This is a genomic window from Deltaproteobacteria bacterium (assembly GCA_026129095.1).
Lineage (GTDB): Bacteria > JAGRBM01 > JAGRBM01 > JAGRBM01 > JAHCIT01 > JAHCIT01.
Genome location: JAHCIT010000002.1, coordinates 514,112 through 533,631, shown reverse-complemented (window position 1 = coordinate 533,631; position 19,520 = coordinate 514,112). Strand labels below are relative to the sequence as shown.

14 protein-coding genes and 1 pseudogene are annotated in these 19,520 nt (G+C 57.1%); 12 read left to right on the top strand and 3 right to left on the bottom strand.

Annotation, left to right across the window (positions count from 1 at the left end; translation table 11 throughout):
- Positions 1-4: 4 nt before the first annotated feature.
- The 3 genes from KIT79_04835 (at position 5) to KIT79_04825 (ending at position 2,775) form a co-directional block, all read left to right on the top strand.
- Complete coding sequence (locus tag KIT79_04835) at positions 5-1,123, top strand: DUF2332 family protein (GenBank protein ID MCW5828625.1); 1,119 nt, start codon at positions 5-7, stop codon at positions 1,121-1,123.
- 145 nt (positions 1,124-1,268) lie between these two features.
- On the top strand, positions 1,269-2,090 hold the full coding sequence (locus KIT79_04830; protein MCW5828624.1) for a tetratricopeptide repeat protein: 822 nt from the start codon (positions 1,269-1,271) through the stop codon (positions 2,088-2,090).
- A gap of 295 nt (positions 2,091-2,385) precedes the next feature.
- Positions 2,386-2,775 (top strand): hypothetical protein, encoded by a 390-nt coding sequence (locus KIT79_04825; GenBank protein ID MCW5828623.1) that lies wholly within the window; start codon positions 2,386-2,388, stop codon positions 2,773-2,775.
- A gap of 215 nt (positions 2,776-2,990) precedes the next feature.
- Here the strand turns inward: KIT79_04825 and hisF are convergent, their stop codons facing one another.
- A complete protein-coding gene (gene hisF, locus KIT79_04820) occupies positions 2,991-3,770 on the bottom strand; it encodes an imidazole glycerol phosphate synthase subunit HisF (protein MCW5828622.1) in 780 nt (259 codons plus the stop codon).
- A gap of 221 nt (positions 3,771-3,991) precedes the next feature.
- Here hisF and KIT79_04815 point away from each other — a divergent pair, with 221 nt between their 5' ends.
- Positions 3,992-4,783, top strand: a complete 792-nt coding sequence (locus tag KIT79_04815; protein MCW5828621.1) for a bifunctional phosphoribosyl-AMP cyclohydrolase/phosphoribosyl-ATP diphosphatase HisIE — start codon at positions 3,992-3,994, stop codon at positions 4,781-4,783.
- Positions 4,784-4,809: 26 nt separating this feature from the next.
- Here KIT79_04815 and psd read toward each other — a convergent pair whose 3' ends face one another.
- On the bottom strand, positions 4,810-5,646 hold the full coding sequence (psd, locus tag KIT79_04810) for a phosphatidylserine decarboxylase (GenBank protein MCW5828620.1): 837 nt from the start codon (positions 5,644-5,646) through the stop codon (positions 4,810-4,812).
- 660 nt (positions 5,647-6,306) lie between these two features.
- On the opposite strand from psd, the gene dnaA reads away from it, so the two are divergent.
- Positions 6,307-7,728, top strand: coding sequence for a chromosomal replication initiator protein DnaA (gene dnaA / locus KIT79_04805; GenBank protein ID MCW5828619.1), 1,422 nt, complete (start codon positions 6,307-6,309; stop codon positions 7,726-7,728).
- 102 nt (positions 7,729-7,830) lie between these two features.
- Here dnaA and KIT79_04800 read toward each other — a convergent pair.
- A pseudogene (locus KIT79_04800) lies at positions 7,831-8,897 on the bottom strand (IS3 family transposase).
- 529 nt (positions 8,898-9,426) lie between these two features.
- Between KIT79_04800 and dnaN the strand changes: the two are divergent.
- The 7 genes from dnaN to KIT79_04765 all read left to right on the top strand — a co-directional run bounded on the left by dnaN (position 9,427) and on the right by KIT79_04765 (position 19,469).
- Entirely contained in the window at positions 9,427-10,539 is a 1,113-nt protein-coding gene (gene dnaN / locus KIT79_04795; protein MCW5828618.1) for a DNA polymerase III subunit beta, read from the top strand.
- Between the two features lie 177 nt (positions 10,540-10,716).
- Positions 10,717-13,173, top strand: coding sequence for a DNA topoisomerase (ATP-hydrolyzing) subunit B (gene gyrB / locus KIT79_04790; GenBank protein ID MCW5828617.1), 2,457 nt, complete (start codon positions 10,717-10,719; stop codon positions 13,171-13,173).
- 371 nt (positions 13,174-13,544) lie between these two features.
- Positions 13,545-15,566, top strand: coding sequence for a hypothetical protein (locus tag KIT79_04785; protein MCW5828616.1), 2,022 nt, complete (start codon positions 13,545-13,547; stop codon positions 15,564-15,566).
- A gap of 10 nt (positions 15,567-15,576) precedes the next feature.
- Positions 15,577-15,954 (top strand): CbiX/SirB N-terminal domain-containing protein, encoded by a 378-nt coding sequence (locus KIT79_04780; GenBank protein MCW5828615.1) that lies wholly within the window; start codon positions 15,577-15,579, stop codon positions 15,952-15,954.
- 94 nt (positions 15,955-16,048) lie between these two features.
- Positions 16,049-16,873, top strand: coding sequence for a hypothetical protein (locus KIT79_04775; protein MCW5828614.1), 825 nt, complete (start codon positions 16,049-16,051; stop codon positions 16,871-16,873).
- A gap of 3 nt (positions 16,874-16,876) precedes the next feature.
- Positions 16,877-17,884, top strand: coding sequence for a hypothetical protein (locus KIT79_04770; protein MCW5828613.1), 1,008 nt, complete (start codon positions 16,877-16,879; stop codon positions 17,882-17,884).
- A 100-nt stretch (positions 17,885-17,984) separates the two neighbouring features.
- Positions 17,985-19,469 carry a response regulator gene (locus tag KIT79_04765; GenBank protein MCW5828612.1) on the top strand — a complete coding sequence of 495 codons (1,485 nt, stop codon included), beginning with the start codon at positions 17,985-17,987 and terminating at the stop codon, positions 19,467-19,469.
- Positions 19,470-19,520 lie beyond the last annotated feature (51 nt).

The following is a 19,520-nucleotide window of genomic DNA, read 5'->3' as shown; positions in this document are numbered from 1 at the left end:
TTCCATGCCCGTACCTTCTGGTTTTGCCGATATCTGCGACAAGCAGGCGAAATTCTGCCAGGAACGGTCTCCCCTGTACCAAATTCTTTTCAATGCGCTGGGCCAGTGGTGGAGGGAAGAGGAATGGTTTCGCAGGCTTCTTGAAACGACTTGGGCACAGCGGACTTTCGGCGCCTGGTTTGAGTCTCCGCTGGTTGTTGCGGCATCGATCCACGCCGCCGTTTTACGAGGAGAACCCTCCGCAAGAATCCTGCAGACATTCTATGGCCGGCGCCTGCCGGTCGGGCTGGACAGATCCGAGGCAGCAGACTTTCTTGAGGGCGTAAAGTCACTTCTGTCCGCTCCGTCCCCGGCTGTAATGGAAACACTCCGGAGCGGTCAGATCCAGACAAACGAGATACGCCGGTCCGCCTGCTGGCTTCTTGCAGCTTCTGTGCTGGAGTTCCGGCAGTTCGATCTGGTCGAACTGGGTTCCAGCGCCGGGCTTTCCCTCGCCGCTGACCGTCTAGGGTGGGTTACTGTTTATGATAATGGCGACCGGATTTACGCCGGAGGTCCTGGTCAGTCGTCCCTCGAGACGCCGGTGACCGGAAGCGACGCGCCTCGCACTTTCGATTGGCAGGTCGCACGGCGAATTGGCATTGACAGGAATCCTCTTGATGCGTCTGACCCCCAGACACAATTGTGGCTGAAAGCACTCGTCTGGCCAGACCAGGCCGAGCGGATGAAGCTTCTGGAGCTGGGGCTTGAAGCTGCTATAAGTCCCGGCAGGCCGAAAATTGAATTCCGCCAGATGGAGCTACCGGACGGGCTGGAGCCGGAGGAATGGTCCGCCGGGTCCACACCCGTTTTGTTCTGGAATTCCATTACGACTGGGTACTTTTCTAACAGCCAGTATCTCGACCTGAAGGATCGTATTTCACGAACCCTGGACAGACGGCCGGGCGCCTGGCTGGAGTTTGAGCTTCCGCGGTCACCGGCCAACCGGCCCGAATCGGTACGCAAGGACGAAGCGGTTCTGATGCTGCACCGGCGGGAAACTGGCCGCTGGCACAGTAAAATACTTGCTGCTGCCGAAGCTCACGTGCCCTCGATCCGCTGGCTTGCCTCAAGACAGCAATAAATTCCTTGCGCAACCGGCGCCCGGTTCGTTTACACTAAAGGCCACTGTGCTGAACCCGCTCTCTCGAAAAACTGCAACCTTCCTCTGCTTTTCGCTTCTGGCGGTTTCCATTTCCGGCTGCCTGCCGAAAGGTCCGCTCTACGAGATGAGTTCAGCCGACCGTCGGCGGGTGATCCGAGCCCGCCAGGACAAGGTTGTCGACAATCCCGCCAGCCCTGTTGTCCATGCCGAACTGGCCCGCGCCCTCCAGGAAGACCGACAGTTCAAGCTGTCTTTGTACCATTACCGCAAGGCGATCGAACTCGATCCAAATAACGCAAATTATTACAATATGCTCGGCACAGCACTGGACGACAGCGGCGAACTCGATGCAGCCATGGAACAGTACGAAAAGGCGTTTGCCCTCGATCCGACAATCCCGTCTATCTACTACAACATTGGTTCCGTTTATCACGAAAAGGCGAAAGTGGACGATGCCTTGGTCCAGTACCAAAAGGCACTCGAACTGAAACCCGACTACGCCGATACTTGGTACAACATGGGCCGTGCACTTCAGAGCCTTCGCCGGCAGCCAGAATCGATCTATGCCTTTCTCAAATATCTCACCCTTCCGCCCGTTGGCCGGGATGCCGTCCGGTGGCGTCATTCTGCCCAAGAAGCGTTGAAGGAGATGGGTCTCACGCAGGAAGAGATCAATTCGGTGATGAAAGAAGGCGAAAGGGCTCTGGTGCGTTACCAGCCACCGCCAGCCGAAACTGCCCCGTCCGAACCCGTACTGCCTCCACCCCCAGAGCCAGAACCGGCACCGCCGCCCCCCTCTCCGGTTCCGGAAGCTGAAACACCTCCTGCTGACGCCGCACCACCCAAACGTCCCCGGCGGCCACGCGCCACGGAGCCGCCTCCGCTTATAGAGTGGCCCGAGGATCACCCCAACCATCCCAAGAACCGCCAGGCGCCACAGCCCTGAGCGTCGTTTTCGTCCGGGATCCATAATCCTGGCCTGTGGGAATGCCACCACAAAAATACATAACTCGGATTCTCCACCGATTCCCAAGTTGAGATTCCATCTCAATTTGGGATTTCATTCCGCCTCAGAATGAGAATTATCGGCGCCTGCTAATTCGTTTCCACCTCTCTGTCCACAGGCGAATTCTCCAGTAGTTACCGTCTACTAGCATTGCTTATACCCCTGCCTTTCCCCAATGGCATGGCCTGTGCGTATTCATGGCAGTTCAGGACGCCATTTTCAGGAGGCGCATGTCATGATCCGCGATGGAAAAAGGGTTCGCCAGCTTGGAGCCGCCGGCATTGCCGCAGCTGCCTTGGGACTTGGAATTTTCACCGGAGCGCAGGCTGCGCTTTACACAGGCCGAAGCGATATTTCGGGCCAATGGGAAGTCCAGGTGATGGAGTCCACTACCTCAGGCCGGGTGGTCGCCGCTGACAGCTTCGCCCTGAATATCTCTCGTTTTACCGTTGAAAAGATCAGCCGCCGAGGAGCCGAAAACGGTTCCGTAGTCCGGCTGAATGATGACCTCGTCGAGCTCTCGGGACCGCTTACGGGAACGTACCGGATCTCCAGGCTCGGCCCCAATGCCATTGTTCTGGATGGCGACACCGCTGAAGAGTCCCTGTATCTGGTCCGGAAGTAAGAAAAAATAAAGATGTGGGACAGAAGGAACTGAAGGACCGGAAAAGGACCAACTCTTAAGCGAGGCCGCTTGCAGAAGACGGCTGGACCCCGAAAGGGCTCCAGTCGTCAGTTTTTGACCTTCCACAGTCAGGTCAAAGCCGTGTTCCACGTGGAACATACCCTGGTTGAAGCGTGGCAAGGCGTGGTGAACCGTGGCGGCCCCGCCAATTATAGCTATAGTCGCGGATCGTGGCGGACCGGAACGCCATTCTTTCTTAAATAGGCCCGGACCTGGCCAATCGTAAGCTGGCCGAAATGAAAAACCCCCGCCGCCAGGGCTCCATCGGCCCCTGCCTCGGCAAGCCCCTCATAGAAGTGCTCCACCTTACCCACCCCGCCGGAGGCTATCACCGGTACCGGTACCGCCTTCACCACCGCACGGGTAAGCCCGATGTCATACCCCTCACCGGTGCCATCCCGATCCATGCTGGTAAGCAGTATCTCCCCTGCCCCCCGGCGGGCCATCTCCCAAGCCCAGGTGACCGCATCGAGACCTGTTTCCCGGCGACCTCCGTGCGTAAATACTTCCCAGCGGGGTGCGTCGGAATCCGTCACCCGCCGGGCGTCCACGGCCACAACAATCGCTTGGGAGCCGAAGGCGAGTGCGGCTTCCTCCACCAGCGCCGGCCGATCCACGGCAGCCGTATTGATTGAAACTTTATCGGCGCCGGCTTCCAGCAGTTTCCGGATATCCTCAATGGTCCGGACGCCGCCGCCCACAGTAAGCGGCATGAATACTGTTTCCGCGGTCCGCCGGACCACATCCAACATGATGTCACGGGCCTCATGGGAAGCGGTGATGTCGAGAAAGCACAGTTCGTCGGCTCGCTGGTCGTTATAGGCCCTGGCAATTTCGACCGGGTCGCCGGCATCCCGGAGATTGACGAAGTTGACCCCTTTGACGACCCGCCCGTCCTTTACGTCCAGGCAGGGAATAATCCGCTTGGCAAGCAACGCGTGTTTCCCTCGTGTTCCCGTCCACCGTTACCGGATAGCCGTCTCCCATTAATGGGAGACGGGCAGGGCGGGGTAAAGGCCTGATTGCAGCTTTTTCAGTCTTTTATCTGCTCATTGTTCCACGTGGAACACCGCTCCAACCAAATTCCCTGATGTGCGTGTATACTCACCCGTTCCTGTTTCTGACGAAGGACAGGAAAGGAGCCCGTCTCGTCACGATGCCTGCCGTAAAAACAGCACCCAAAACCCCTGCCCGGAAAAACATACCACCAAAGGCACCACCCCCGGAGCGAATCCGCCCCGCCAAGCTCATTGCCCGTGTCCGGTTCGACGAGAAAGGCCTTGTGCCGGTGGCTGTCGTCGATCGTGAGACTGGTGAACTGCTCATGCTCGCCTGGGCGAACAGGCGCGCCCTGGAGCTGGCTATCAAGACCGGCTTTACACATTTCTGGTCCCGTTCGCGCGGGTCACTCTGGAAAAAAGGCGGGACAACCGGCCATGTCCAGCGCATTGAGTCGCTCGAACTCGACTGCGACGGCGATACGCTGATAGCTCGCGTGGACCAGACAGGCGTTGCCTGTCACACGGGGGCACCCACCTGCTTTTATCAGACGGCGCCATTTGGAAAATCTCCTGCCCGTGCAAACTCACGCGTCCTGTTTGAACTTCTACGGACTATTCGCACGCGGCGCACGGCAAAGCCGGATTCCAGCTATACGGCGAAACTGTTGTCCCAGTCAGCTGAAAAGCGCGGGAAAAAGCTGCTCGAAGAGGCAAGCGAGCTACTGCTCGCCACGGCAGATCTCGAAAAGGCAGGGAAGGGCAAGGCGCACACCCGGACAGCCTCACAGACAAAAGCCGCCGTCATCTATGAGGCGGCAGATGTCCTGTATCACTTCCTTGTTGTGCTGGAAGGTGCCGGTATTCCTCTTACGGACATGTGGGGAGAGCTGGACCGCCGGTTCGGTATGTCGGGCATACAGGAAAAGAAGCAGCGGAGGAATAGATAACATAAACATCAACTACTTTTATGTTATCACACATCCCGCTCCCCGATCGTTTCCCCCAGCTTCACCGGCGCGTTGTCGCCGAACGGTTCCAGCCGGACCCGTCCCTTCTGCCAAAAACAGATCACCGTGGAACCGGCACGGAACAGGCCTATTTCATCGCCCCGGCTGACCCTGATCATCCCCTCGAATACCCGGTCCGATTTCATACCTTTCCGGAGCGGGTTCACAGTTCCCTCCCAGACGGTTTCAATGCCGCCAACGACCAGCGCACCAACAAGCACGATCATCCACCGGCCGTTGGAACCGTCGTCAAACTCCAGGACCACGCGCTCATTACCGGCAAAAATGTTGGGCACTTGTGCGACGGTGCTCGCTGACACGGAAAAGAGCCTGCCGCCACCATGGATTCGCCGCCGCAGGACACCAGAACAGGGTGCATGAACACGATGGTAATCTTTAGGTGAAAGGTAGATTGTCCTATAAGTGCCGCCTTCGAACGCACCGGCCAGCTCCCGGTCGCAGAGAAGATCCTCAAGACGGTAGTCGATCCCCTTGGCCTGGATGGCGCGGCCTGCCGTCACAACTCCGCTTGCCGCCACCGTACCGTCGGCCGGGGAACCAATGGCCTGCGGAGCATCCGGAAACCGTCTCAGCCCCGGCTTCAGCCGCCTGGTAAAAAAGCTGGTAAATGATTCGTAGTGTCCGATGGGGTGTTCGGCTTCTTCCAGATTGACACCGTAGTGCCGCGCAAACCACACGACAAAACGGTGCACTAGCCACCGCGGACGCCGAACATGCCCCATCCAGCCGAGAAAAGATGAAAGCAGTCTCTGCGGTATGAATCCCTGCAGTACGGGGCTCATGGGTGCACAACTCCTGTCAGGAAATAACGGTCAAAACCTCTTACCAGCCTGTGATAACACGCTTGCACGGCCAGAGGCGAAACCCGTCTTCCCTAAGATAATTTCCGTACCGATAGGGCAATGTGGAGAAGTCAGAAAAGCCTATATGTACCAAATCCGTTTCATTTCCGGTTGTTGTACACAACAGGCCGCCGAGATATCGGGCCAAGTTATTAATAACATTGGATTTATTGTTTGCAGAGTTACCAACAGTTTTGCCAGAAAGACCATTTCCAGTTTGATTTCAATGAGTTGGCTGGTTTTCCACAGTATTGGGGGAATTTCCTGTGGAAATGTGTGTCGTTGTTTGCCCGGTTTTTCTCCTGTAATTTTAGCAGGTTATAATTCTTATTTGGTGTGCCGTTGAAGTTACACAAGAGCCGACTATAGTTTTTCCAACCTTGGTGGTCACGGGGACAACCCGTAACAAGTTGAAGGGCTGATTCGGACCCAGCCGGGAGTAGGTGCCCGGCTGGTGAAGAAGGGAATTTTGCCAAAAAATTCAATTGGTTAGATGCTCTTGTAGCATCTCCAAAGCGTTACTGCTTGATGAGTTATCCACCGGCCGGGAAAAGCTGTGGGTAATTGCTGATCACCTGAGCACATTCTTGAGAGGGCAGAATGAAACAGGAACAGGTTTGGCACGATTCACGCGAGCGTTTGCTGCAATCCCTGGATAACCATCGCTTTAATATGTGGATCAAACCGCTGAAGGTCTCACCAGAAAGTGATGATCGTTTGCTCGTGCTGGAGACACCCAACCAGATCGCCAAAAAAGAGATAGAAAGTTCCGACATCCTGCCCCTGATCCGGAACGTTGTTACAGAAACAGCTGGCCGCACCGAACTCGACGTGCGTATCAATTTCGTTCCGCAAAACGGCTCCTCGGGCGATTCGTCACTTAATGCTCCATCGACCACCGGCACACTACCCAGCCCATCTGTGCAACCGGCTCCGGACAGCACACGGAACGACCCGCCCCGTCACCGCCTGATGCGGCGCCGGCTGATCGACCATTTTACGTTCGACCGTTACATCGTCGGCAACGGCAACCAGTTTGCGCATGCAGCCGCCAAAGCCGTGGCCGACGGCTCGCGCTCCTCCTCGATGATGACACGGCTGGCCTATAACCCCCTGTTCATTTACGGCGGCGTCGGGCTCGGCAAAACGCACCTGCTGAACGCCATCGGCCACGAACTCCTGAAACTGTCGCCCAAGATGCGCGTGGTCTATGCGTCTGGCGAGGACTTCACCAACGACGTGATTACCGCGCTGCAAACACGCCGTACCGAGGAACTTCGCCGTCTTTACAGGCACGAATGCGATCTGCTGCTGATTGACGACATCCAGTTCATTGCCGACAAGGACGCCACGCAGAACGAGTTTTTCCATGTCTTCGACGAGCTTTACTCGGCCAACAAGCAGATCGTACTCACCTGTGACAAGCACCCTGACGAGCTGAAAGGCATTGAGGAGCGAATCATCAGCCGGTTCGAGTGGGGCCTGACCGCAGATGTGAAGCCCCCGGATATCGAAACCAAGCTGGCCATTCTCAAGGCAAAGGCCGATGAATACCGGTTTCACATGCCTGATGACGTGATGCTGTTTCTGGCCAAGCATTGTGGTGTCCACATGCGTGAACTGGAGGGTTCGCTCACCAAGGTGATTGCCCACTGTTCAATGACCCGGGAAGCACCGTCACTGGACCGGATCGCGCCACTTTTCAGGCCCGTTGTTGTCGAGCTGCCTCGGAAGCCAACCATCGAGGCCATTATCCGCCAGGTATCCACCTACTATGACGTATCTTACGAGGAGATCCTTTCACGTCGGCGGTTCCGCCATCTGGCGCTGGCCCGGCAGGTCGCGATGTACATGTGCCGTGAATTGACTGACGCCAGCTTTCCGATGATTGGTACTGCCTTTGGCGGTAAAGACCATACTACTGTGATGTATGCGGTGGACCAGATGAAATTCCGTCGTGAGAATGACGATAACTTCCAGCACCAGCTGGAAATCATCAAGCAACGTATTCTGGGCAGCTGACCCGTACCCCACTTTAGGTCCGGACTAAACTGAAATCTCCGGCGGGTTGAACATCTTGCTTCCTTCAGGCTGGCTTGCCGCCCCGAGGGGCGGCAAGCCAGCGGCGAACTCCTTGGGCGTCTTCCAGCCGAGCGATCCGTGGGGGCGGTTCCGGTTGTAGTCCTGGCGGAACGCTTCGATCCCCGCCCGGGCGTCCTCCAGGCTCACCCACCAGTTCTCGTTCAGGCACTCGTCCCGCATCCGTCCGTTGAAACTCTCCACGAAGGCGTTCTGGACGGGCTTTCCCGGCTCGATGAACGCCAGCCGGACTTTGCTCTCGAACGCCCACTGGTCCATGGCCGTTCCGGTGAACTCCGGGCCGTTGTCGCAGACAATCGCCTCCGGTTTTCCCCGTTCCGCGATCAGCCGGTCCAGCACCCGCGCCACCCTGAGGCCCGGCAGCGACGTGTCCGTCTCCGACGGCAGTGCCTCCCGCGTGAAGTCGTCCACCACGTTCAGCACCCGGATACTCCGTCCGTCCCACAGCGTGTCGCTCATGAAGTCCATGCTCCATCTCTGGTTCGCCCGCACGGGCGCTTCGAGCGGTTTCCTTTCACCGCGTGCCACTTTCTTCCGTTTGCGGCTCTTCACCTGGAGCTTTTCCTCCCGGTAGACGCGCACGACCCTTTTCAGGTTATCCCTCCAGCCCTCGCGTCTGAGCACCTGGTGAAGCCGCCGGTGACCCCACCGGCGTCTCTCGGCCGCCAGCGCCCTGAGTTTTTCCCTCAGCGGCCCGTCGTCTTTCGGCCGGGGCCGGTAGCGCTGCACGCTGCGCCACTGGCGCACCAGCCGGCAGGCCCGCCGCTCCGGAAGGCCGTGCTCGTTCTCCGCGAACTCGCACGCCTCCCGTCTCGCGGCGGGCGTCACCACTTTTTTGCGATGATCGCCCGTGCCGCCTGAAGGTCCAGCGCCTGATCGGCCACCAGCTGCTTGAGCTTGCGGTTTTCCTCTTCCAGCGCGTTCAGACGCCTGGCGTCCGACACTTCCAGCCCGCCGTATTTCGCCTTCCAGCGGTACAGCGTGCCCGCGCTGATCCCGTGGCGGCGGGCGAGATCCTCCACCGCCGTCCCGGCCTCATGCTCCTTCAGGACTCCAATGATCTGCTCTTCACTAAAACGGCTCTTCTTCAACGTCGTCTCCAGCTCTCCAAAGCTGCCCGCCATTCAAACCAACGGCGGACAGGTTAGGCCGGAAAATTTCAGTTTACGACGGACCGGAATGACGGGTGCGGGTCACAGCTAGAACCATCCTGTATGCGCACAGGCCAGCCGGCTATAGCCCGTCTGGCCTGTATTTTCTTTGGCTTCTTGCTGCTTTACAGAACTGCCTGGGGGTTGGCTCTGGATTACCACGAAATCTCTGGGGGCTAATTACCGATTGTCCCCAGCGACGGATTCTTTTTGCCAGTGCAACCCCACTTATCCACCACTTGTCCTGTAACTTTTCCATGATCCAAGGTGGTAGAATTCCGGCACTTATTCCGTTTTCCCCGGACTTGTCCTTTCCTACTACTCCGACGATTCTTTTTCTTATATATAGAACCTGATAGAAGTTTCCTCTCCACACTTGGCAAAGCTAGGATCATTCCCATTCCGATGATAGCTACAAGCTTGTTCAAAATGGAGCTGGACGACACGAAGGGGTTTTCAGGAGAACGACATGGAATTCACCATTGAGCGCAGTCTCTTTACCGATGCAATGAAGTCTGTTCAGGGTGCTGTTGAGCGTCGAAATACGATGCCGATACTTTCCAATGTGTACCTGAGTGCCGAGAAAAATCAGGTTACGCTCATCACGACCGATATGGATGTTGGTATCCGGGTGAGTCTGGCGGCTGATGTGAAAAAGACCGGAACCTTTACACTGGGTGCCAAGAAGCTCTTGGAGCTTGTTCAGCAGCCAGCGGGGGACAAGGTCACCGTGAAGCTCCAGGACAACAACCGGTGCCAGATCACGGTGGGGCGTTTTCAGCCAACCATGTATGGGCTTCCGGGAGAAGATTTTCCTCCACTGGCACCGATCGACAAGGGACAGTTCTTCACTTTTGATAGCCAGATGCTTCTGGACATGATCGATAAAACCGTCTTTGCAGCTTCAAGTGACGAATCGCGTATTGCTTTAAACGGCGTCTACGTTGAGCGTTCACCAAAAAACGACGGAATGCTCAGGATGGTGGCCACAGATGGACACCGGCTGACCCTGGTCGAGCGAGAAATAGAAAGTGCGAAGGAAGCGATCGGACAGTCCGGTGTCATCATTCATCGCAAGTCGGTGCAGGAATTGCGCAAACTTTGCGAGCGGGCACCAAAGGTTGAGCTGTCAATCCAGAAGAGTCATGTGGTTGCCAAAGCTGATGGCACGGTATTGGTAATGCGGCTTGTTGATGCGGAGTTTCCCCGGTACGCGAACGTCATCCCCCAAAAGTCGGACCGTATTATGAAGGTGAACCGGTCAGATTTTCTCGGTGCGTTGCAGCGGGCATCAATTCTGGCGGATGAGCGAACCCACCTTGTTAAACTCAAGCTGGACAAAGGGGAGCTCACCACCGAATGCAGCAACCAGAGCCAGGGTGAAACAACTGAAAAGCTGTCGTGTGACTACAACAGCGCTCCCCTCTTGGTTGGTTTTAACGTGCTGTACCTGATTGCCGCCATTGACCATACCAGCGGTGATGAAATCGAAATAGCAGTCATTGATGAAATCAATCCGGCTACAATTTCTGGGGCTGATGACACCAATTACCTCAATGTGATCATGCCCATGCGGATCTGATGGCCAGCTGTCGCCGCACCAGTATAACATATTGATATTATTTGTATTTTTGGCTTTTTTTTCCCTTTCATAACCTGTCCGCCGGTGCTACATTGTGCTGTCCCGGTTGGAAGGGATTTGCACCGCAGTTGAGGGCGGCAGTACGGCGGTTCGTCAGCGCCTGTTCCAGGTAACCTAATGTCCAGTAGCGTCGAAGAAACAGTAGAAAGACCGGCTTCCGAGTACGGCGAATCGTCAATCCAGGTGCTTGAAGGGCTGGAAGCGGTCCGCAAGCGCCCCGGGATGTATATCGGCGACACCGACGACGGCACAGGCCTGCACCACTGCATTTTTGAAGTTGTGGACAACTCGGTGGATGAAGCCATTGCCGGCTATTGCACGAACATCCGGGTGGTCGTGCATTCCGACAACTCCGTCACGGTCGAGGATGATGGCCGAGGCATTCCGACGGGCATGCATCCCACCCAGGGCCGGCCGGCCTGTGAAGTGGTGATGACGGTGCTCCATGCCGGCGGCAAGTTTGATCACAATGCCTACAAGGTGTCCGGCGGATTGCACGGTGTCGGTGTTTCCGTGGTGAATGGTCTCAGCGAATGGCTCGCTCTCGAAATCCGGCGTGAGGGCAAGGTTCACCAGATGCGTTTTGAGCGCGGGGCGGTAGCAAAAGAGCTGGAGGTCGTCGGAACTACCGACCGTACCGGAACAAAGGTAACCTTTCGCGCCGATCCCCAGATTTTTACCAGTATCGAGTTCAACTACGAAACGATCGCCAGCCGGTTGCGCAATCTCGCTTTTCTGAACAAGGGACTTTCCATCGAGTTCCTTGATGAGCGTACCGGCAAACAGGCCTTGTTCAATTATCCGGGCGGCCTTGTCAGTTTCGTTGCGTACCTGAACGAGAGCCGCAAGATTATCCACGGCCAGCCGATCCATTTCACGACCGAGAAGGACGGCATAGTCGTGGAAGTGGCGATGGCCTACAACGATTCCTATTCGACCATCGAGAACTCCTTTACCAACAACATCTTCAACCGTGACGGTGGAACCCATCAGGAGGGCTTCCGTGCCGCGCTTACACGGGCAATCAACAGCTACATTCAGAAGAACCCGTCGCTGGTGAAGGGCGATTATTCGATTACCGGTGAAGATGTGCGCGAAGGGCTTACGGCGATTGTTTCCGTTAAGGTTCCAGACCCCAAGTTCAATTCGCAAACCAAGGATCGTCTGGTTTCAAGCGAAGTGAAGGGCATCACGATGAACGTGGTCAACGAGGGTCTGACCACCTATTTTGAGGAAAATCCCGCTGCGGCCAAGGCGATTATCGGCAAGGCTGCCGAAGCCGCGACAGCCCGCGAAGCTGCCAGAAAGGCCCGTGAACTGACGCGCCGGAAGAATGCTCTCGACGTGGCAAACCTGCCAGGAAAACTTGCGGATTGCCAGGAGCGGGATCCTTCGAAGTGTGAAATCTACCTCGTTGAGGGAGAGTCGGCCGGTGGAAGCGCCAAACAGGGCCGTGACCGTGCTTTTCAGGCAATTCTCCCGCTCAAAGGAAAGATACTGAATGTCGAGAAAGCCCGCTTCGACCAGATGCTGTCCCATGAGGAAATAGGCACCCTTATCCGGGCGCTCGGGACAGGTATTGGCGGCGAGGAGTTCGATCCGGCGAAACTCCGGTATCACCAGATCATCATCATGACCGACGCGGATGTTGACGGCTCCCACATCCGTACGCTGCTTCTAACATTCCTGTTCCGGCACATGGCGCCGTTGATCGAACGTGGGCATGTTTACATCGCCCAGCCGCCGCTTTACCGGGTGAAGAAGGGAAAAACCGAAAGGTACATCCAGACGGAACCAGAGCTGGAAAAGTTCCTGATCGATTTGGGTACCGAAGGCCTTACGCTCCAGGGGCAGGGAGGGCAGCTGCTCCAGGGCGGAGAACTACGCGACTGGCTGGAAACGGTATCCCGGTACGAAAAAGTGCTCCAGAGGATTGAGCGGCGGCACTGCGATCCGCGGGTGGTAGAGGCGTTCCTCAAGATTACCCGGGAAGCCGGGGCCGTGGACCCGGAGGCATTCCGTTCGGAACCCCGTTCCGAGGAGGTCATGGCCTCGGTGCTGGAATACCTTACGGAGCGCTATCCTGAAGCGGGCCCGGTTGACCCATACCTGCCGAAGGACCAGGAGCACGGCACATTCAGTTTCAAGTTTATCACCAACTATCGCAGCCAGCGGTTTGACACTCTTCTGAACCAGGAGGAGTTCGAACTACCTGAATGGGCAGAGCTCCGGAGACTGGAACCAACAATCCTGAAGGCTGGCGACCGGCCGTTCCGGCTGGTGTCGGAAAAGGGCGCGGTCGAATACCAGTCGATTCACGACGTACGGGCAGCCATCATGGAGCAGTCCAAGAAGGGCTATCAGATTACCCGGTACAAGGGCCTCGGCGAGATGAATCCCGAACAACTGTGGGAGACGACGCTGGATCCAGCGCGGCGGCTTCTCCTGCGGGTCAATGTCGCGGACGCCATAGCCGCCGATCAGGTTTTTTCCGTTCTCATGGGCGATGAGGTGGAGCCCCGCAAAGCTTTCATTTACAAACATGCCCTCGATGTGAAGGAACTCGATATCTGACAGACAGGGTTGTGCGTCGTCTCTGGAATTCGATCTATCCAGCCGAGACCGCGGTTTTTCTGTTTGTTGGTGTTCTCTTTTATCCCGCGCTGTTCGGTGGACAGACGCTTTGGGTTTGGGATGCGTCGCTGAACTTCCTGCCAGCCTGGATACACCAGGCTGAGAGGTTGGCCTCTGGCGATTTTCCTGAGTGGACAAGCCGCATTCTGGGGGGGTTCCCCGTAGCTGCTGACCCGGTTCAGGCGCTGTTTTTTCCGCTGAAACTCATTTTTCTGCTGCCCGTCGATCCGGGATGGCTGGCAAATGCCTTTGTGGCGCTTGTTTATCTGTTGACCGGGTTTGGCATGGTTCGCCTCGCGAGAACACTCGGAATGGATGAGTGGGCCTCGGCACTGACCGCTGTGGTTTATATAGGCAGCGGTGCTCTGGCGAGCGAAAGTTTCCTTACCAACTGGCTTGTTGCCCGCACTTTCGTTCCATGGATGCTCGCCGAATTCGTCCTGATCGGAAAGGCCGAATCGATCCGGACGGAAGCTCCCCGTCTTGTGCGGGCGTTGTTGTTCGGATCAATGGCGTTGCTGGCCGGTGAACCGCAAACATTCATGCTCCAGTATGTGCTCGGGTTTCTGGTGCTTCTCTTTCCGGCTGCTGAAAACGGCCCGTCGCTCGCGGTTCGCCTGAAACGGGCACTGATAGTAACTGGGGTGCTGTCAGCGTGGGCGTTTTTTCTTGCAACCATACAGTGGTTGCCGGCCCTCGAGCTGGCGAAGGAAAGCCCGCGAGGGGCTCATGGAGTCACGCTAGAGGACGCCCATCACTGCACAACCCATCCGGTGCGCTACCTAGAACTGTTCTATCCTCTTTTTTACGGGACACCCTCGCAACCAGGAACCTTGTGGCCAAACCGGCTTTTCTGCTTCGAGACGACCAAGAATTTCTACATCCCCAGCTTTTATATCGGCCTTCCGGCACTGGTGCTGGCGATAATGGCTGTATCCGGAGTGCGCCGTGACAGGAGATCTGTTCCCTGGGTCGTGTTTGGTGGCGTGGCGCTGGTAATGACGCTCGGCGCACGAGGGTATCTGTTTGATCTCGTGTGGAACCATGCTCCGTACTGGAAACATTTCCGGTGGCCAGAACGTCTGGTGCCGTGGCTGACCCTGGCCTTGGCCGTGCTGGCGGGGTTCGGTGGAAGTCGTCTGTTCCGGAGCACGAGCCACCGGACAACGGGTATTTTCCTGCTGGTTTCCGGTACGGTTGTCTTTGTCCTGTCGCTACTGACGGACTGGTGGTTCGGTTTTGCTGGTTTGTGGGATCCGGTGCATCCGGAAATTATGCGCCAGACGGTGGCTGACTCACTTGAAACCGGCGGCCGGATGGGACTTGTGACGGCGGCAATAGGAGCAGTACTGGTTGCAGGTTTCTCCCGTCCGCTGCCGGAACTGGTTATCACGGTTCCTGCCGCATTGATGGTGCTGATGAACGCATCGACCTTGGTGACATTTGTACCCGGGACAGAAACCGTCCGGACAGTTCCTGTTGCGGCCCAGATGCTAGAGCAACTCCGTCCGACGTCCACGACCCCCCATCGGGTCGAAGTACTTCCGGTTTACCGGGGGTTTCGCCCCCCGGATGGCGCGCCCCCACAATTCACGACCACAGTCATGTGGCATCTCCTGTTTGCCAATGCCTCGCTGGCCTCTCCGGTCGACTCCAGCCGGGGGTACAATTCGTTTCTCACCACCCGCTGGCTTCGTGTGATGGAATCAGGCGCTCCGCCTGTGAATATCGCCCGGCTGTTTGCTGCCGATTCGATTGTGGCAGCCGCTTATGATCCCTCGCTGCCGCTGTACGGCGAAGAGGGTTATCCTTTGCCGGGGGGAGCATTTCTGGTCCCGCTATCCGGTCCCGTACCACGTGCATTCTGCCCAGCGGCGTGGAAACCAGCCGCACCAGAGGAAATCATGGTGGCGATCCGCGGCGAGGGTTTCGACCCACGTCAGGAGCTTCTGTTCGAACGCACCCAAAACCAGTCGGAGTGGCCAGCCGGGGAAAGACCGCACCCGGCAACCCGCTGTGAAATCACCCGGTACGGGCATGAGGCAGTCCGAATGGAAATAGATCAGAATCATGCGGGTCCGGTAGTGCTTATGGACAGCTTCATGCCGGGCTGGACTGCATGGGTAAACGGTAACGAATCCCCTGTCCATGTCGCTTGGGGACTGAACCGGGCGGTTTGGGTTTCTGCAGGCCGGTCGGTCGTGGAGTTTACTTACCGAACTCCAGGACTGCGGACAGGAGCGACAGTGAGCCTGCTGGCACTTCTGGGAACTCTGGTATTCCTGAGAAAACCATTTCGGCAGCCGCGTGAAACCGCACCATCTGAAGGATAGATATGTTGCAATGGTAAAGAACACGGAAACCGACGCCATTTTGCTGTTCGCACATGGCAGCCGTCTGTCCGAGCTCAAGGACGAGCTGGCGGCACAAATTCAGCTCATCAAGGAAATATCCGGCTACCAGATTGTCGAGATGAGCTTTCTGGAAATTACTGAACCGGACATGCTGGGAGGCGTTCGCAGGTGCGTGGAGCAGGGTGCCCAGCGTATCCGGATTGTGCCGTACCTGCTCAATATGGGAAGTCACGTCCGTCGTGACCTGCCGGAACGGGTGGAAGAGGCCCAGCAGAAGTTTCCGGGGGTGGAAATCACGGTAGCCCGGCATCTTGGTGTGGATCCGCTACTCGCCGAACTGGTGGTCAAGCGGGCCGAACGGGGGTGATTCTCCTCACAAGGATTGAAGCTTCTGGGCTCCTGATATAGAGGGCGCAGAACGATACGCTTTGGGATATAACGCTGTGACTCATCGAGCAATTTTGGATGCTGGACTGATAGTCCTGCTTTTCGTGACGGTCAGTACAGCCGAGGAAGTGCCGCCAACAATCCTTTCCGCCAGTGAGCCATCCGCTGTTGAGCTTCCGGGCCCGGTATTTGATTGCGACCGTACGCTGAGGGGGTTTGTTTCGTTGAAAGCGTCCCGTCCAGAAGTGGACTGGAAGGGGTTGGCGCTGTTTGCTGACGGGCCCCCTGTAGAAATGGTCCCGGTCCCCGACGAAATTCTCTGCCGTGCCCGTGCGGCCTTTCTGGTTGCCGATCTGGCACCGGTCAGCGAGAAGGAATCCGAGCGCTATTACCGGTTGGCGCGGGACCTGGGTACAGAAACACTGCGGGGGCGGCCAGAACGTGCGAAACAGATTTCAAACTACCGAAGCGTGGCAGGCCGGCTGAAGGAGTTCGACGAGCACGATGCTAATGCACTGTACTGGGTGGCTGTGGGGTGGGGCCATCTGCTCGGGACGATGAACATTTTTTCGGCGGCGAAACAGGCGGGAGAAGTCGTCCGGACTTTCGAATGGTACCTAAAACTTTCTCCGGTGTCAGTAGGAGCCGGAGCTGATGTTTTCCTGGCAACCTACTATGCGTCGCTTCCCAGGCTGCTTGGACAGGACATGAAAAGGGCCCTCAACTATGCGGAACTGGCGGCCGGACGCGAAGATATGCATAATTGCCGGATTCAGGTCCTGCTGGGTGTAATTGGTGATCGTTTGCCTGACAGTCTTGCAGGCCGGCTCCGCACAAGACTCAAGCAGCCGGTCGACCCTGATGGACCATACGGCTTTGAAAACACTGTCTGCCAGTGATCAATGGAATCCGGAATATACCAGACGCCAGTGAATGTGGACCCGCGGCTTGGGCGGGCAACTTTTGGTGATCTGGTATCTATAGCAGCAGGAGTAATCCGCGAGCGGATTGGCCCGTTCCTTTTGGCGGGGCTTGTTTCGGCTCTACCGCTGGGAGTGCTGACAGCCCTGATGCAGCACCGGTTCTTGGCATTTGAGGAGCCATTGGATCTGCCCGACATGATCCTACTGGAGATGATTCTGATAGGGTTGGCGATTTTCGCCCATTCGGTACTGGTTCGCCCGGTTGTCCATGGAGTTGTCGCCTGTGGAAGCATTGATCAGCTGGCGGGCAGCATCCGGCCCCTCACGGAAATTGCTGACCAGCTGGTCTGGTGGCGGATAATAGCCGCCGATTTCTACCGGGCTCTGGCGTTTGCTGCGGCAGCCATAGGATCGGCAGTAGCCCTGATGACGGGTATATATGCGCTCAGTTTCGTAATCCCACCGGAGCTTGGCGTCTCCACGCTTTTTCGTCTTGTGGGAATGATTCTGGCCGGGATGGTGCTGTTTCCGGTGGTTCTTGTGGCGTCGTTTTATGTATTTGGCCGTTTGGGCGTGGCGGTGGCTGCCTTAGTGGCTGGCTACGGGACTGCTGCAGGTGCCTGCCGGGAAAGCTGGCGCATTATGAGGAACCGGACTGGCCAGACTTTCTGGTCGGCTCACTGGATGCGATACAGCCTGCTTTTTCTGACAGGGCTTGGGGTCACCATGGTGGCCAACCTGGCTATTCTTGCGCTTATTCAGCCGCTTTTGGACGCAATAACGGGGTGGGTGCCGGCCGGGGTTCTGCTCTTTTTGCTGACCCAGCTGGTTCTGGCTCCGACTGCATCGCTGGGGACGGTGATTTTTGGTGTTATCGAGGGTGTCTATTTTGCCGATCTGGCCGAGCGCCTGAGGCCGCCATCTGCACCGAAGGATCCGGAAGTAATGCCGTTTGCACCAGAATTGCCGGTTGTGCCAATGGCATGACCAGGTGCGGCATTGTCTTGCTGCCTTTCGTTTCAGTGACAACCTACCCAAATCTGTGACAGTCATTTAAAGTGGGCTTTAACCGACCGCCGAAGCATTTTTGGATAGCGAATTGAATCTCTCGGGCTACAAGGGCCGTGTGGCCATTCTGGATGACGAACCATCAGTTCGTGACCTTCTGGGGATGTTTCTCCAGTCCCGGAACTATGACGTTGCACTGGCGGGTGATCCAGAAGCGCTGTACCGGATTCTCAAGGACCGGCCTGTGGATCTTTTGATCTGCGATCTGTATCTCGGCGATACATCCGGTCTTGATGTAATCCGGAAAGTGCATCCGGCGTTTCCTGTTCTCGATATTATGGTTCTTACCGGGTACGCATCGATTGAAAACGTCATAGAGGCATTCCATCTCGGAGCAACCGATTTTCTCCAGAAGCCGGTAAACCTGCTGCTGCTGGAGACAACGGTCGAAAGATGTCTGGAGAAAAGGCGGCTGGTCCGACAGGTCGATCAGCTTGAACGTATTGTCCAGATTCACCAGGTCGCCGAGTCGATGGGAGATGGTAACAAGCTGCCGCAACTCCTGGATCTGGTGTTGAACTCGGCACTGAAAACCCTGTCGGCTGACAAGGGCTATATTGCGCTGATCGATGAGCGCCGGATGCCTCCCGAGTTCCGGATTACCTGTGCGCTTGGTCTTGCGTCGGCTGAACGTGACCGGGTGGGCAATCTTTCCGTGGAGGAGCGGACGTCGCTTCATGCATCGCTGAACAGCCAGATCGACCGTGGAGAGCACCGGCTTTCGCTCGAAGGATCGCCACTCACGGAACTGGAAAATGGCGGAACCGCGCTGGTGGTCCCGCTCGTTCGGCACGGAAACCTGAGCGGTTTTCTTGCCCTGATACGAAACGACGCAAGCCGCCCGTTTGGTTCCGGCGAGTGGTCGGCGGCGGAGTTGCTGGCATCAAATGCCTCGCTCGCAATCGAGAACGCCCGCCTGTACCGTGACCTGGAAGAAAACTATCTCTCCACGATCCGCACGCTCGCCAAGGCACTGGAAGCCCGCGATAAATACACAGGCGGGCACGCAGAACGGGTGGCGAGATATAGCCGCATGCTGGCCGACATGACCGACATGGATGCGCGCAGCAAAGCCAAGCTGGAGGTCGCCTGCATTCTTCATGACATCGGCAAGCTTGGCATCAGCGATTATGTGCTGCAGAAGGGCGGTCCGCTGACGAAAGACGAAAGAGACCAGATCCGGCAGCACCCGGCCATTGGCGACCAGATTCTCGCCCAGGTGCCATCCCTCGCGGAGGAACGGCGATATGTCTACGAGCATCACGAGCGGTACGATGGCTCCGGTTATCCAAGGGGCCTCGGTGGCTCCGATATCTCCCTGGCGGGCCATATCCTGATCATGGTGGAGGTATATGACGCTCTCGCTACTGTCCGCAGTTACAAGCAGGCATGGACTACGGAAATGATCAAGGAACACTATGTGGACGGAAGGGGTTCACTTTATGATCCGGCCGCCACGGACCTCTTTCTGGAACTGCTCGACACCAGACTCCGGACAGGCTAGGGAGCGCTCGGCGCGGCGGCCGGTGGCAGTAAAGCCACCCGCTCCGGCCGG

Coding starts and splice junctions, on each gene's coding strand:
- KIT79_04835 (MCW5828625.1), top strand. CDS start 5: ATGCCCGTACCTTCTGGTTTTGCCGATATCTGCGACAAGCAGGCGAAA.
- KIT79_04830 (MCW5828624.1), top strand. CDS start 1,269: ATGAGTTCAGCCGACCGTCGGCGGGTGATCCGAGCCCGCCAGGACAAG.
- KIT79_04825 (MCW5828623.1), top strand. CDS start 2,386: ATGATCCGCGATGGAAAAAGGGTTCGCCAGCTTGGAGCCGCCGGCATT.
- KIT79_04815 (MCW5828621.1), top strand. CDS start 3,992: ATGCCTGCCGTAAAAACAGCACCCAAAACCCCTGCCCGGAAAAACATA.
- psd (MCW5828620.1), bottom strand. CDS start 5,646: ATGAGCCCCGTACTGCAGGGATTCATACCGCAGAGACTGCTTTCATCT.
- dnaA (MCW5828619.1), top strand. CDS start 6,307: ATGAAACAGGAACAGGTTTGGCACGATTCACGCGAGCGTTTGCTGCAA.
- dnaN (MCW5828618.1), top strand. CDS start 9,427: ATGGAATTCACCATTGAGCGCAGTCTCTTTACCGATGCAATGAAGTCT.
- gyrB (MCW5828617.1), top strand. CDS start 10,717: ATGTCCAGTAGCGTCGAAGAAACAGTAGAAAGACCGGCTTCCGAGTAC.
- KIT79_04785 (MCW5828616.1), top strand. CDS start 13,545: ATGGATGAGTGGGCCTCGGCACTGACCGCTGTGGTTTATATAGGCAGC.
- KIT79_04780 (MCW5828615.1), top strand. CDS start 15,577: ATGGTAAAGAACACGGAAACCGACGCCATTTTGCTGTTCGCACATGGC.
- KIT79_04770 (MCW5828613.1), top strand. CDS start 16,877: ATGGAATCCGGAATATACCAGACGCCAGTGAATGTGGACCCGCGGCTT.